The 14,355-nt window shown below is 37.8% G+C and carries 17 protein-coding genes; 8 read left to right on the forward strand and 9 right to left on the reverse strand.

The features are described 5' to 3' along the window. Positions 1-16 precede the first annotated feature (16 nt). Together speB and M902_RS15895 are read right to left on the reverse strand one after the other, a co-directional pair. Positions 17-931, reverse strand: coding sequence for an agmatinase (gene speB / locus M902_RS08180; RefSeq protein ID WP_021267169.1), 915 nt, complete (start codon positions 929-931; stop codon positions 17-19). A 103-nt stretch (positions 932-1,034) separates the two neighbouring features. Beyond that, positions 1,035-2,177 (reverse strand): M14 family zinc carboxypeptidase, encoded by a 1,143-nt coding sequence (locus M902_RS15895; RefSeq protein ID WP_021267345.1) that lies wholly within the window; start codon positions 2,175-2,177, stop codon positions 1,035-1,037. A gap of 87 nt (positions 2,178-2,264) precedes the next feature. Between M902_RS15895 and M902_RS08190 the strand changes: the two genes are divergently transcribed. The 3 genes from M902_RS08190 (at position 2,265) to bfr (ending at position 3,999) form a co-directional block, all read left to right on the forward strand. Continuing rightward, positions 2,265-3,128 (forward strand): hypothetical protein, encoded by an 864-nt coding sequence (locus M902_RS08190; RefSeq protein WP_156979782.1) that lies wholly within the window; start codon positions 2,265-2,267, stop codon positions 3,126-3,128. Positions 3,129-3,224: 96 nt separating this feature from the next. Then, positions 3,225-3,449, forward strand: coding sequence for a bacterioferritin-associated ferredoxin (locus M902_RS08195; RefSeq protein WP_021267159.1), 225 nt, complete (start codon positions 3,225-3,227; stop codon positions 3,447-3,449). A 67-nt stretch (positions 3,450-3,516) separates the two neighbouring features. Further along, complete coding sequence (gene bfr / locus M902_RS08200) at positions 3,517-3,999, forward strand: bacterioferritin (RefSeq protein WP_021267265.1); 483 nt, start codon at positions 3,517-3,519, stop codon at positions 3,997-3,999. Positions 4,000-4,075: 76 nt separating this feature from the next. Here bfr and hemH read toward each other — a convergent pair whose 3' ends face one another. After that, positions 4,076-6,508: a ferrochelatase gene (gene hemH / locus M902_RS16340; protein WP_084710498.1), complete on the reverse strand. Its 2,433-nt coding sequence runs from the start codon at positions 6,506-6,508 to the stop codon at positions 4,076-4,078. Between the two features lie 64 nt (positions 6,509-6,572). On the opposite strand from hemH, the gene queF reads away from it, so the two are divergent. Beyond that, positions 6,573-7,136, forward strand: coding sequence for a preQ(1) synthase (gene queF, locus M902_RS16765; protein ID WP_021267220.1), 564 nt, complete (start codon positions 6,573-6,575; stop codon positions 7,134-7,136). A 22-nt stretch (positions 7,137-7,158) separates the two neighbouring features. Further along, positions 7,159-7,365, forward strand: a complete 207-nt coding sequence (locus M902_RS08215; protein ID WP_021267238.1) for a twin-arginine translocase TatA/TatE family subunit — start codon at positions 7,159-7,161, stop codon at positions 7,363-7,365. Positions 7,366-7,368: 3 nt separating this feature from the next. On the opposite strand, the gene M902_RS08220 is transcribed toward M902_RS08215, so the two are convergent. The 3 genes from M902_RS08220 to rpsP form a co-directional block, all read right to left on the reverse strand. Beyond that, on the reverse strand, positions 7,369-7,755 hold the full coding sequence (locus M902_RS08220; protein ID WP_021267342.1) for a response regulator: 387 nt from the start codon (positions 7,753-7,755) through the stop codon (positions 7,369-7,371). Between the two features lie 89 nt (positions 7,756-7,844). After that, positions 7,845-8,084 carry a KH domain-containing protein gene (locus tag M902_RS08225; RefSeq protein ID WP_021267274.1) on the reverse strand — a complete coding sequence of 80 codons (240 nt, stop codon included), beginning with the start codon at positions 8,082-8,084 and terminating at the stop codon, positions 7,845-7,847. Between the two features lie 59 nt (positions 8,085-8,143). After that, positions 8,144-8,392: a 30S ribosomal protein S16 gene (gene rpsP, locus M902_RS08230; protein WP_021267155.1), complete on the reverse strand. Its 249-nt coding sequence runs from the start codon at positions 8,390-8,392 to the stop codon at positions 8,144-8,146. 140 nt (positions 8,393-8,532) lie between these two features. On the opposite strand from rpsP, the gene M902_RS15900 reads away from it, so the two are divergent. Further along, positions 8,533-9,240, forward strand: a complete 708-nt coding sequence (locus M902_RS15900) for a TatD family hydrolase (RefSeq protein WP_021267181.1) — start codon at positions 8,533-8,535, stop codon at positions 9,238-9,240. Further along, positions 9,195-10,256 (forward strand): tRNA-dihydrouridine synthase family protein, encoded by a 1,062-nt coding sequence (locus M902_RS08240; RefSeq protein ID WP_021267327.1) that lies wholly within the window; start codon positions 9,195-9,197, stop codon positions 10,254-10,256. Before M902_RS15900 ends, M902_RS08240 begins: the two co-directional genes overlap by 46 nt. On the opposite strand, the gene M902_RS08245 is transcribed toward M902_RS08240, so the two are convergent. After that, positions 10,253-10,705: a MerC domain-containing protein gene (locus M902_RS08245; protein WP_021267280.1), complete on the reverse strand. Its 453-nt coding sequence runs from the start codon at positions 10,703-10,705 to the stop codon at positions 10,253-10,255. The genes M902_RS08240 and M902_RS08245 overlap by 4 nt on opposite strands. A gap of 168 nt (positions 10,706-10,873) precedes the next feature. Between M902_RS08245 and M902_RS16620 the strand changes: the two genes are divergently transcribed. After that, positions 10,874-11,728 (forward strand): hypothetical protein, encoded by an 855-nt coding sequence (locus M902_RS16620; RefSeq protein ID WP_021267207.1) that lies wholly within the window; start codon positions 10,874-10,876, stop codon positions 11,726-11,728. A 249-nt stretch (positions 11,729-11,977) separates the two neighbouring features. Here M902_RS16620 and mgtE read toward each other — a convergent pair whose 3' ends face one another. Together mgtE and M902_RS08260 are read right to left on the reverse strand one after the other, a co-directional pair. After that, on the reverse strand, positions 11,978-13,312 hold the full coding sequence (gene mgtE / locus M902_RS08255; RefSeq protein ID WP_021267372.1) for a magnesium transporter: 1,335 nt from the start codon (positions 13,310-13,312) through the stop codon (positions 11,978-11,980). A 76-nt stretch (positions 13,313-13,388) separates the two neighbouring features. After that, the gene (locus M902_RS08260) at positions 13,389-14,243 is read right to left on the reverse strand and encodes an MBL fold metallo-hydrolase (RefSeq protein ID WP_021267243.1); all 855 of its coding nucleotides are present in this window, start codon (positions 14,241-14,243) and stop codon (positions 13,389-13,391) included. Between the last annotated feature and the right edge of the window lie 112 nt (positions 14,244-14,355).

Genomic DNA, 14,355 nt, shown 5'->3' on the forward strand with positions numbered 1-14,355 from the left:
AAACTTCCTTTTCTTACTAAGACTTCGTTTTGCTAGTTAAAAGTAGAATCATTTCCCTTACAACTTTTGCAGCAAAAACAGAACTATTCCCAGATGAGTCAATCTCAGGAGCTAGCTCAACAATATCACAACCTACTATATTCTTTTCTAATAGGATTTTTACAAAACTAATAAATGAATGAAAGTCTTCTCCACCAGGCTCTGGTGTTCCAGTTCCAGGAAAGAAACTTGGATCGAAGTAGTCCAAATCAAGTGTTAAGTATACCGGACGATTCGCCGGGATTGCACGAACTCGATCTAAGAACTCTGCACGCGATTTTGCAATAGTTCCATTCTCATTCATGTACTCATATTCTTCTTTTGTACCAGAGCGAATCCCATATTGAATAAGATTATGCTTTGGCCCAAAGTGATCAAGGCTTCGCTTGATAATTGAGGCATGTGAATAATGGTAACCAAGATATCCATCACGAAGATCAGCATGAGCATCAAGATGAATTAAAACAAGATCCTCAAAGTCTTGCAGGTACTTCTTAATTGGAGCATAAGAAATTGAATGCTCTCCACCAAGAGTCATAATTTTTATATCGTTTTCTTTTAAATTAATATGATCAAAATTCTCTTCGAAACAAGCAGTCGCAACCTTCCAACTCTCCTCTTGTTGATCTGCAACTGGAAGATTTCCAAGATCATAGAAAGTGCAATCTTCAGTTGAAAGATCAAGATATGGTGAATAGGTTTCAATACCATCAGAAACTTCTCTTAAAGCATCTGGCCCTAAGCGTGTCCCCTTTCTAAAACATGCCGTTCCATCAAAACCAAAACCAACAAGGTTAACACTATGAGGTCTAACTTCGTCAGTAACAATTGCCATATCGTAAGGCGTATTTGGGGCCTCAAGCCCCGCTAATTTCCATAAGTTCTTTTCCATAGGCTACTAATAAATCCTAATGGAATTTGAGTCAATTTAAATTGATATGAAAGTGTAAAAAAGTGGCCGAGATTTGCTTTTAAGTCACTAAAATGACTAAACTTTAATCAATCTGGTTCTTTCTTGCCGTAACCTCAGTTCGAGTCATTGGTGCATGAAAAACTGCGAAGTCAATTGACTCACGAAACATCTTCCAATACTTCTTATGATTGCGATTATCACTTGAAGGCAGCTCTAGCGTATAGGTAGGAATCTTTCTCTCATTTCCAGCAAAATTTCCTAAACTTCCAGGAAAGAAAGGATAGTTCTTCACACGATACCCATTGGCCTTCTTACTCATTGTATTAAGAAGTTCTTCGGCCTTTAGCGCAAGGCCATCTTCTTCATGTATATGATTAGAAACGACCGGGCCATCATAATCAAGAATCGTTAATGGGGCGTGAACTGTAATAATCTTATTTGGATTATAACGAGAGATAATATTCACTTGAAAGATCGTCTCTTGTTCTGAGTTTGCAACTTTACCAGGGTACCTACGCTTGGCCGCTCCGTAACGAGTTTTCCATAGGTGGAGGGCCTTCTTATCCCAGTCCTTAGTTGGAAAGTTTCTATTTGGATCAATTCCACGCGAGTTTGTTCTAGTAGGTCTTCTCTTAAAGAATGAGTCAGGAGAGACAATTGGGGCAACAGCAACGAGATTATTTTTTAACTTCTTTTGCCCTTCAATTGTAGCAACCTCGTGATAAAGGTGGTGTAAAATATCAAAGCAAAATTTGATCGGTGTAATTTCATCACCATGAACACCACATAGAACTAAGGTCATATTCTTAGGCTCTTGTTTATGTTCTTCCTCGTCTCCAAAGACTGTCCACATAATCGGTCGTCCTTGATGTGTGTCTCTCACATGAATCCACTTATACGAGTCACAATGAGACTCTCCCCATCCGTACTTTTTAAATTTCTTATCGATATCACCACAAAATGATTTTACGCGCTTTGTATTTTCAACAGTTGAAAACTCATTCTTATGAGAATGATCAGTAAAGCCTAAATCATCACTAGTTATGGCCTTCTTAGGTTGCTCAATTTTTTTTCTTGCGACTTCAGCTTGCTTGGCCACTTCTGGGGCCTTTGAAACGGCATTTCCGTCTTGGTCACTATTGATAAGCTCAACACCAGAACAAGAAAGTAAAACGATAATTAAAGAGAATAAAGTTGTATAATTAAATATTGATAATCGATTCATAGCTACCATTAAGGCCAAATTAATATAGTGTTATAATATCATATATAATTTATAGATATTCAATATTTTAGTGAGATATTACGCAATATGAAAAGCCAAAACTTACTCATTTTAACAACCAACCCGAGGCTTTATGCCTGTATACAACTCGAAGCAGCGTTCAATGAAGCGACTCATTCGTGCCGTTTCTCTGATCCATACTCCGTTAGTAACGAGGACATGGCCTGGGCCGATGTTGTGATCAATCGTAACACAGGCCTTAACTATAATGATGATGACCTTGAAAATATGGCCATACTCGAGCAAAAAAAAATGATTAATCCTGTTACTTGTTCACGTGTACTAAGAGATAAGTTCCTACAGTGGCTACACTTCAAAGAAATTCTTGAACCGTCACAGGTAATTGAAACTTATTTACTTAAACAAGAACCTATCTATGCAGGAAAGCAAAACAAATGGGTTTTCAAAACAACACGTGGTCAACAGGCCAAAGGGGTCTACCCATCAACTAATATCATTCAGGATCGAAGGGACTTAATTGATAAAGGTGATCTCAACTATATCATCCAGCCCTATGTTGAATTAAAATCTGAATGGCGTGTTCTATTATTTAAGGGCCTATCTTCAAATAGAATTAAGAAACTCATTATTAGAAAGTCACCGAAGAATACACAAAACGAATTTCATATTCTTAATTTTGCTTCTAGTAGTTGTGAGATGATTGAAGAAGATAAAACCCCACGACAGGTACTTTCTATCACAGATACTATTGTCAATGAGCTTGATTTCTACTTTATCAGCGTTGATATCTTAGAAGAAGAACGAGGCGGTTTTCGTCTAATCGAGGTTAATGGTTGTCCAGGAATGGCCCAAAGCGACGAGCTAATCCTCGCCTCAAAGCATCAATTAACTATGGCCCAATTATTCACAAAGAGAGTTATAAATAGCTGAAATTCCATTTTAGCGGTCAAATATATTTATCATACCTCAATTTTTTGTTTGATTATTAAAACTTTTGACGATAAGATCAAATGAGGAGTTAAGTTAATGTATATTTGTATATGTAACGCCATTACACAAGATATGCTCGATAATGCAATCAAGCAGGGTCAGACAGAGAAAGAGGTTATCAATAGCCTTGGTATCGGAAATTCATGCGGTGTTTGCTTACTAGAACAAGTTTCTTCTGGCCTTGCTAAGAAGAATCTAAAAGCTAATCAGAAAGAGCAGTCCAGTGAAGTTAAGAATAACTTAAGTCCAGTCAAAAAATAAAATCCTTGAAACACATCCCAATCTTCTATAGCATTAATCCATAATTAATTATTGAAAGGGATTAATCATGAAAGGTGATCAAGACGTAATCAAAGCATTAAATAATGTTCTTACAAAAGAATTAACGGCCATTAACCAATACTTTCTTCATGCAAGAATGCTTGAAGACTGGGGACTCGATAAGATCGGCCACCTTGAGTACAAAGCAAGTATTGATGAGATGAAATACGCTGATGAAGTTATTAAGAGAATTCTCTTCTTGGAAGGACTACCTAATCTTCAAAAGCTTGAGAGAATCAGAATTGGTCAGAATGTAAAAGAAATCATCGAAGCAGACCTTGAAACAGAAGCTGAAACTGTACCATTATTAAAAGAAGCAATCGAGCTTTGCGAAAGTAAACAAGATTATGTTTCTCGTGATCTTTTATCTAAGATCCTTGACTCAGAAGAAGAGCATGTCGACTGGCTAGAGACTCAACTTTCACTTATTGAAAAGGTTGGTATTGAAAATTACATGCAATCTCAAATTGAAATGAAAACAGGACACTAGTCCAAAATGATAAAAGCCTCGCTTAGCGAGGCTTTTTTTTTATCCGTATGTCTGCGAGAGGCAGGGCCGCAGCAGACTATACATTTGTTTCTTGCGGTTTTGGAAGTCTCGCAATCATAAGAATTGGAATAATTAAGAAGATACTTCCAAGATAATATGGAGCCGCAGAACTGTAGCGCCAGTAAACAAGAGAGGCTACGATTGGCCCAATAACTCTTGCTAGTGCTCCAAGGGATCTAAAGACACCAATGACATGCCCCTGGCTTTGTGCCGGTGAATACATTGAAACAAGTGAAGTTAGACATGGGATAACTAGTGACGATCCTACAGCTAAGAAAAATAGACCACCGTAAACAAGCCAAGAAGATTCGGCCAGGCCAATTAGAACAAGACCTGGAATAATTGTCACAAGACCTTGAAGCGCCATACGCTTCTCACCTACTGTATGGGCCTTACGACGAACATATCCACCTTGAACAAGTGCTAAGATAAGACCGATAAAGATAAACATATAAGCGTTATCCATCGATGAGTAGCTTAGCCTTTCCGCCGCTAAGAATGTTAAAGTAAATTCCATCCCACTAAATGCTAGTAGAAATAAGAAGTAACCAAAGTTTGTTAGGTTAACACCTTTATATGGAAGTGGCCTGAAAAGTGTAATCGGATTTGCACTTCTCTCACTCTCATGCTTTCCACGCTTAGCTTCAGGAAGAGTTTCATCAAATTTATTAAATAAGTTGATTAAGTTAAATAGTGAAAGAACACCAGCTACTATTGCGGCCATTGAAAATGGGTTCACGCCGTAATCAGCAAGCACTGGGTAAATCTTAGTTAGATCAAATAGTGAAAGAATCCCACCCATTGCTGGCCCAATTATGAAACCTAGAGCGAAGGCAATACCAATCGTTGCCATCCCTTTTGAACGGTTCTTCTTTGTTGTCACATCGGCCACAACAGCTGTTGCTGTCGAGATATTCCCCCCCATGATCCCACCAATGAAGCGAGCAATAATTAGGATTGTAAAATTACCGGCAACTGCCCACAGGACATAACTTATAAATAGTCCAAAGACTGAAACGAGAAGTACCGGCTTTCTTCCAATGCGATCTGAAATTGTTCCCCAAATTGGTGCTGCAACAAATTGTAATAGTGAATAAAGTGCACCAAGCGCACCACCAAAGAGTACGATAGCAGAGAAATTACTTGCTCCTCCAGCTTGAGTTAGCGTATCGATTGAACCAAAGATCGCTTTTAAGAAAACATTATCAGCATCAACAGTTAAGTAATACTTAGCAAGTGCTGGAAATAGTGGGAAGATAATTGAGAATCCCACAAGATCTAAAAATAAAGTTAAAAAGACGATCTTAAGCGACTTCTTAGCATTATCACTTAATGGCTCCGATTCCATTGTTTGCTTTGGCATATCCATGTATTTTTCCTCTTCTAATTGATATTCTATTTTTTCGACATCTTTTGGGTTCTCACAAAGTGTTTCAACATAGTCAGCAAAACCTTTGGCCCAATTTTCGTCATCATTCAAACACGCAATAGCGTGAATATGAGTTCCAAACTCTTCAACTTCTTCTTGCAGCTCCGTTCCAATCTCATCAATTGTTTCTAAACAATCTGCAACGAAGGCCGGGCAATAAACAGCAATATTCTTTGCGCCACCCTTTGCAAGATTCACAGTGTATTCATCTGTATATGGGGTTAGCCACTCCTCACTTCCAAAGCGAGATTGGTAAGTCATGTGAATTTTTTCAGGATCAATGCCAACCACCCCTTGCTTGATAAACTCGAAAGTTTCAAAGCAGTGCTGATAGTATGGATCCTTCTTATAAATAACTCTCCTCTTTGGAATACCATGGAAGGAGATCACTAACTCATCAATATTCTCATTAGCAAGCTTCTCATTAATCTTCTCAATTGAGTTATCAATAAAAGCATGGAGACGGTGAAAATTTGTAATCACCTCAAAGTTTGGAATTCTGACTTTTGTCTCTAAAAGTTTTCCAAAGAAGTCAATTCCACTTGCAATTGTTGATTCTGAATATTGTGGAAACATAGGAATCACGATTAGCTTTTGAGCAGGATCTTTTCTCTCATCAAGCTCCCTTTCCCACTTCGCATAAACGTCAGCAACCTTTGGCCCACAAAGTAAGAAAGCATGCTCAACTTCAATATGCTCAGGAGTTAGCTCATTTACTCGATGAGTAAACTCACGAGTAATTCTCGTTAATGGAAATTCACTTCCTTCCCAAATTCTTTTATATAATGCTGCTGACCTTTTAGGTCTAAACGGGAGAACAAAGAGGTTTAAAATTATTTTCCAGACCCTAGGATCAATGTCGACGACTCTTGGATCGGCCAAAAACTCCCTTAAGTATTTACGCACATCCGATGTCGATGGAGACTCAGGAGAACCAAGTTGAACAAGAACAACCTTAGTAACCTTGTGTCCATCTTTTTTACCAACTGGAAATGTTAAATGATCATGACGCATTGCCATTGTTCCTTGATAATGTTAAATTAAGTAAATATAACCTATCAAAATAATTCAAGAGAGTCGATAAATGTCAGCATCGAAAAAATCTATTAAACAAACGAAAACAAAGTCGAAAGCAAAGCAATCACCGAAAGGAAGAAATGTAAAAGAACTAGATGCATTTGCACTAGGTTCAGCAAATACAGAGTATCCAGATACTTATGCTCCAGATGTACTAGAGGCCTTTGACAACAAGAACCCAGGAAGTGACGCTTGGACAACATTTGTGTGTACAGAGTTCACATCCCTATGCCCAAAAACAGGCCAGCCTGACTTTGCTCGTATCTACATTAATTATATTGCAGATAAGAAGATGGTTGAGTCTAAGTCTTTAAAGCTATATCTATTTAGTTTTAGGAACCACGGTGACTTCCACGAAGATTGTGTGCAAAAAATTTGTGACGATTTAACAAAGCTTATGAAGCCAAAATACGTTGAAGTTATTGGTGAATTCACACCAAGAGGTGGGATTTGTATCTATCCATATGCCTCAAATTCCAACAATAAGAAGATTTATAAGGATATTCGTGCAAAAAGATTTAGCGAATATGCTCCAGGTAAGTATACAATGGACTTATCTAAAATTTATTAATTTAGCTTGAAATGAGGAAAATATGAGCCTTGGAATTACAGAAAGTTTAATTATCCTAGCTATCATTATTCTACTTTTTGGAGGGAAGAAGCTTCCAGAACTTGGTAAGTCTCTAGGAAAGGCCATTACAGGCTTTAAACATGGACTTAAAGAAGAAGATCAGCAGGACAATACCAATACTGCCAGCAAAATCGAAGACCAATCAAAGAACGAAAATAAGAATAGCTAGTTTCTAATTTTGTAGAACAGTTATTACCTGCTTAAGGGTAAATGGTTTTGGAAGAATACCACTAACACCTTTGCCCTTAATCGTCTCAGAATTAATCGAACAATCACCTGTAGCAAGAATAAAAGGGGGCATCTTCTCTTTTAAGACACCTTGTGCTTGTGATGCAAGCTCCATCCCATTTACTTCAGGCATTTGATAATCCGAAATTACATGCGAATACGTATGTTCACCTAGAGCATTTAAGGCCGCACTTGCATTTGCACAAGCATCAACTTGATACCCTTCCATCTGTAAAGCATCTTGTAAAAGCTCTAAGATTTCTATTTGGTCATCTACTAATAGAATGCGTTTTGCTTCTGGACTTTGTGGAATAGACATTGATTCAATCATATATATGCTCTCTTTTGTTATAACAAAAATAAAAAAACCTATCTTTCGATAGGTCTTTTTAAAACACAATATTTATTGATTCAAGTAAATTATTCTATAATTTCTAAAACAGATCTTTTTTTCAACTTAGTTGAAGCAGCATTAAGAATAGTTCTTAGTGCGCGAGCTGTTTTCCCTTGCTTCCCAATAACTTTACCAAGGTCAGTTTTATCAACCTTAAGTTCGATAACTGTTGTTTGTTCACCAACAATCTCGTTTACTTCTACTTGCTCTGGCATATCAACTAATGCGCGACTAACTGTATCGATTAAGTCTTTTAACTCACTCATCATGAACTCCTTCTACAAAAATGCCGTTTTATGCTTTTTTAAATGAAAAACAAAAATTACTAGTTAAGAGTAACTTTGTTCTTCTTTAGAAGTGTTCTTACAGTATCAGAAATTGTAGCACCTTTACCAAGTAGCTCAGAGATTCTCTCAGCTTTGATATCGATAAGGTTATTTTCTTTAAGTTGTGGGTTATATTGACCTAATTTCTCGCTGAATTTTCCGTCTCTTGCATTTCTTGAGTCAGCTGCAACGATTGTGTAAATAGGCATGTGAGTTCTACCACCGCGTTGTAATCTAATTGTTAACATTAAGTACTCCTACATCAATTTGTAACGCTTATAATAAATATATTAAATAATTCCTAAATAAATAATTGATTTTAAAAAGATAAGCAATATCTTTTTTCAAATTTTTAATTAGAACCGTAATGTATTAAAATATATGTCATATGACAAGCAAAGAAAGCGAAAGTGCAAAATTTATCGACCTTCACGGCCATTCAAGGCCAAACAAAACAGCTCCTATTGAGGATTTTTGCATTTATTCATACTCACCGCAAATCAATGACTTACCCCAAGCGGGTCAATTTTTTAGTGCAGGAGTCCACCCATGGAGGCTATCAGGCGCCAAAGAAAGTTTTGAGCAAGTTAAGAAACTTAGTCATATGGAGCTGTGTCTTATGATTGGAGAGGCCGGCCTTGATCGCGCTATCGACACAGACCTAAAAAAACAAGAAAAAGTCTTTAGCTGGCATATTGAATTGGCCAACCAACTAAATAAGCCTCTCATAATTCACAATGTAAGATGTCTATCTGAAATTTTTCGCCTTCATAAGTCCTACCCTGGCCATACGCCTTGGGTACTTCATGACTTTAATGGAACGCTTAGTGATATGAATAACTCTCATGAGCGCAGAATCTACACCAGCCTAGGCCCCCGCTTCTTCGAGTCGTCTAATGCTAAAATTAGCAGCACCATCTTGAATAATAAAGTGGACTTAGAGTATATCTTCTTTGAAACTGATGATCGTCGAGATCTAAAGGTTTCGGCCATCTACCGAGAATTCGCGATTAGGCAAGAACTCGAGCTAACTGAACTAAAGGAACAAATTTGGCACAACCTCGTACACCTTCTTGGCAAAAGTTTGAGAACCTAATTGAATTTAGAGCGCTTTTAGCTCCTATGGTAGGACTCTCACATGTTGCGCTTAGAGAGGCCCTTAGGCCCTATTTCCCAGAGAATATAAAGACCTTATGGGCCACAGAAATGCTAAACTCAAGAAGACTACCTGACCAAGTTCTTGGAGAGACTCCTGAAACTTTTAAAAGCGAATCTGACTACGGACTTTATCCACAAATACTTTGTAATGAAGAAAGATATATTGAAAAGGCCATCCCGAAACTAGAGGCCTGGGGAGCAAGTGCCATTGATATCAATATGGGCTGCCCAGTAAAAAAAGCCTTAAAGCACAACTACGGTGTTTCATTAATGGGTGATACAAAGTATGCAGCAAGTGTTGTGGAGATGGTTAAAAGACACGCTACTGTTCCTGTCTCAGTAAAACTTAGGGCCGGTCATCAAAACGATAAGAACTTTCTTTTAGACTTCTGTAGTGCGCTTAAAGAGGCCGGAGCTGATTGGCTCATCTTACACCCAAGGCTAGCGGCCCAAAAAAGAAAAGGTGTTGCAGACTGGGAGCAAATCAAGTTCTTACAAGAAAGTATCGATATTCCAATAATTGGTAATGGCGATATTCAAGATCACGGCGACATTGCCCAAATGCTTAATGAAACAGGCTGCCAGGCCGTTATGCTAGGACGCTCTCTAACAGCAAAGCCTTGGTTAATTACTCAATTTGCGGCCGATCAAGGCCATGAATTAAACGACTTCCAAAAACAATTCCTAAGCGAAGACCCTCACCTACATGCTCGTTACTATGGTGAATTTGTGAAGGCCTATATAAGTGCTTGCTTTAAATACTACGAATCAAAGGCCGCCCTTAAACGCATTCGCTTCTTTTTAAAAGTTGGGCATGTATGGCTTAACTTTGGCCATAGTTTTACGAAGAAACTTTTTGGATTAGAAAGTGCGCAAGCATACAGTGATGCCATAGATCTTTATATGGATAATTCTTCATTAAAAATTTCGAAAAGAACGAATTTACGTTACTAGTGTTCGCAGTGGTTGCAACGACATAACTTGATATTAAGTAAGTGCGCTGCAATTAGAGCTAGGCCACCAACGATAGAGGCCACAACTTCAACTGTTCCAATTGAGTGAGAATGCATGTGCATATGTCCAGCATGATCAGATAAAAAGTACTGATTAAAGTGCCCAACTAAAATAGTGGCCATACCAAGGATACCAATAAAAAGTGGTCTCTTATCATTGTGAACTTTTAAGTTCTTGATAAAAGCATAGAGCCCTACTGGAACTACAATAAAGATCGCAAGACTGTGAATAAGTGGATTTTCAAAATAAGTGGCCAGTGATGGAACAAAGATAATCAATAATGGAATTGCCATGCAATGTAGGCAACATAAGACAGAGACAAGAAGTCCTGCGCGATCCGCTGATTCGTCATATTTAGTTGTTTTAACTTCTTCTATTTTGTTGTCCATAAGCGTCCAATTGATTGATATATGTATATATAGAGAATTCTGTGACTCAAAGCAAGTAATTATTAAAAAATTACCATCATTAAAGTGTTGAAAATACTTTCTAATACGATACACTTGTAACGTAATATTATTTACGTGTATCAAGATATCTTGCTGCAGGGGGAAAAAATGAGTGGTTTAGATGATTTTTTAAAAAAGAAGAACAAGCAGGCCAAACATGCACTAACATCATCAAGTGATGAAATTGTAAAAAAGTGTCGACACCTGTTAGAAAGAATCCAAGATGAAGGTAGTGAGAAATACGATGAGTTATATGCTCACTTCCGCTTTCGCTATGACAAAGTAAACGTACAAAAGCATAAGGTTGAAAAATTCTTTGAAGAGCTTCAACAAGAACTCGATCGTCTTGGTAAAGACCCAATGAAAGTTCTAGCAGAGTACGACAAGCTAATTGAAAAAGAATTAGAGGCCATTGGTCATAGTGAGACATATCAAAATGTTAAGAAGTCGACGAAGAAAGCAATCAACAGAGTTACAAGAGCTGCAAAAGAGATGTCTGATGATGTTGAAGAAGCCGTTGAAGAAGTAAAACGTACAACTAAGAAAGTTGCAAACGACCTCACAAAGAAAGCACAAGACGCTAAGAAAGAAGCGAAAAAAGTTGTAAAAAAAGCAACTAAGAAAGTTGCCAAAAAGACTGCGAAGAAAGCAGAAAAGAAAGTGGCCAAGAAAACGGCCAAAAAGACTGCAAAGAAAGTAGCTAAGAAAACGGCCAAAAAGACTGCAAAGAAAACTGCAAAGAAAGTAGCTAAGAAAACGGTCAAAAAGACTGCAAAGAAAACTGCAAAGAAAACTGCAAAGAAAACTGCAAAGAAAGTAGCTAAGAAAACGGCCAAAAAGACTGCAAAGAAAACTGCAAAGAAAGTAGCTAAGAAAACGGCCAAAAAGACTGCAAAGAAAGTCACTAAAAAGAAAGTCGCTAAAAAAACTGCCAAGAAAGCAACAAAGAAAAAATCAAAATAAAAAACAAGGCCCTCGCTTGAGGGCCTTATATTAGTATCTGGCTATCTTGGTACGCGGACACTTTTCGCAAATTCAAAACCTTATCAATATATTCGACCAAATAACGCCTAATTTCATCACTTTAACAGCAGTTTCAGGGGCCTTAAAGTAGATATAGAGCATATTCTAGGCGTGAGTGAACATTTTTAGCGAATAAAATGCGTTAATCATACAACAACTACTTGAAAGGTCGAAAAGTGTCCGCGTACCCTATAAGAGCGCGTGGGCAATAGAGAAATAGATAATGATACCCGTCACATCACAAATCGTTGCGACAAAGGGAGTTGAGGCCGTAGCAGGGTCAAAGCGAAGCTTCTTAAGAAGGAATGGTAGCATAGAGCCAACGAGCGTCCCCCACATGACAATACAAATAATACTGCAGCCAACGATAAGAGAAATTTTTGCGAAGTTCATTCCGTAGGCGACATTAGCGTCTGGCCAAAAGTAAATTCTCATAAAACCAAAGATTCCAAGAATAAATCCCATAAATAGGCCAGAGCCAAGCTCTCTAAAAAAGACACGAAGTGAGTCACTATTTTTTACCTCACCAAGGGCAAGGGCGCGAATTACAAGTGTTGATGCTTGAGCACCTGAGTTTCCACCAGATGAAATAATAAGTGGAATAAAAGTTACAAGAGCAACGGTATGAGCAATGGCCGCTTCAAAATGAGTCATGGCCGTAGCAGTAAGCATTTGGCCAATAAATAGAATAACTAGCCAACCAAGGCGCTTCTTTGTCATTTCAAAGAATCCAACCTCAAGATAAGGAGCATCAAGAGACTCAACGGCCGCAATCTTTTGCATATCTTCCGTCGTCTCTTCTTCGACGGCCTTGATGATATCATCAATTGTAATGATCCCTTTCATTCGAAACTCTTCATCAACAACCGGCAGAACAACTTGCTCAAAACGACTAAAGACACGACCAATTTCTTCCTGATCCATATTATCAGGAATGGCAATCAGATCATCACCTGTTGTCATTAGTTCAGAAATCTTTTGGCCATCACGAGCACCAAAAAGCTCACGCAGTGAAACCACTCCAACAAGCTTTTGAGCAGTATCAATCACATAAGTATAATAAATCGTCTCAACATTACTGAGAGTTTGGGTACGGATATAGCGAATGGCCTCTTCCACCATCATATTTGCACGCAGGCGAATATAATTGGAATTCATAAGACCACCGGCAACGTCTTCGGCGTATGCCATTAGGGCCATAACTTCAACGCGAGCATGTTTAGCTAAAAGAGATAGAGTCTCTTCAACTTGTTCATGATCAAGAAGCTGTAAAATATCGGCCAAGTCATCATAGGCCAAATCATTGGCCCAGCGTCTTTTAAGATTGCGGTCAAATTGTTCAAAAAGATCGGCTTGATAATTTGAATCGAGAGAGTCAAAGAAGTCTTGGGCCTCTTCTTCTGACATACTATTAAAAGTCGATAAACGCTCAGACTCAGAAAGAGAAGGCCAATCTTTTAAGGCAATACCAATCTTGGTAAATTGCATTGTATTCTCAATTTCTGGATGAGTTTCGTTTGTCATTTAATTTGCTCCCACAAAATACTAATCGACATTCAAAGTGCAAACTTAAATAAAATTAGCTAGTTAGATTTTAGCTTCAAATCTTTACAGGCACTTTAAAAAACGGCGCACCATCTTCTTCGCTAAAGATGAACTCTCCCCCATTCATATTATATTGAATACTAGGGATTAAAAGTCTAGGAGCACTTAAAACAGCATCACGAGATGTTCTAAAATCCAAGAACTCTTCTTTAGTAGTACTTGCCTTACACTGTATATTATTGCGCTTTTGCTTACCAACAGTTGTCTTAAACATAATCTCACGCCCACCTGGTCCATAGTCATGGCCGACGTATATACTACAATTATCATCGAGTGAGTAAATTTTTTGAATTGATTCATAAAGATCGTCAGCACTTCCTTTTGGAAAGTCGCAACGGCCAGTTCCCATATCAGGCATAAAGATAGCATCTCCTACAAAAAGAGCTTCTTTATTAACATATAAACTCATACAAGCTGGAGTGTGGCCAGGAGTCTCAATAATTTCGACCTCGATATCATCTGCGACTTTAAAAACCTCGCCTTCACGAGTTAATAAATCAAATTGAGAACCATCTTCTTTTACCTGTGAATGAAAGGCCCCATTAAAAACATTTTGTACCTTTTTAATATTTTCATGGATGACGATCTTTGCACCAGGGTAATATTTCTTTAGGCTCGATGCACCAGAAAGATGATCCGCGTGAACATGACTTTCAAATATATATGAAAGCTCAAGATTATTTTCTTTCAAGAAATCATCAATGAGTAAAACGTCTTTTGTTGACACTAGACCACTTGCGTAATCAAAATTTAAAACCGGATCGACCACAATGGCCTTTTTTGTTTCTAAAGAGTAAATGATATAAGTCAGAGTATTAGTGTCTTTATCAAAAAAAGAATGGATCAACATTTAAAATTCTCCTAATTCTTGAGGCCCAGTTAAGCCGTGCATCAAAAAATGAAATTCACTTAAAAATTCACTTAAGTTTTGGTGATTAAAGGATTATAATCCATTCAAATAA

The sequence above is a fragment of the Bacteriovorax sp. BAL6_X genome (assembly GCF_000443995.1).
Classification (GTDB): domain Bacteria; phylum Bdellovibrionota; class Bacteriovoracia; order Bacteriovoracales; family Bacteriovoracaceae; genus Halobacteriovorax_A.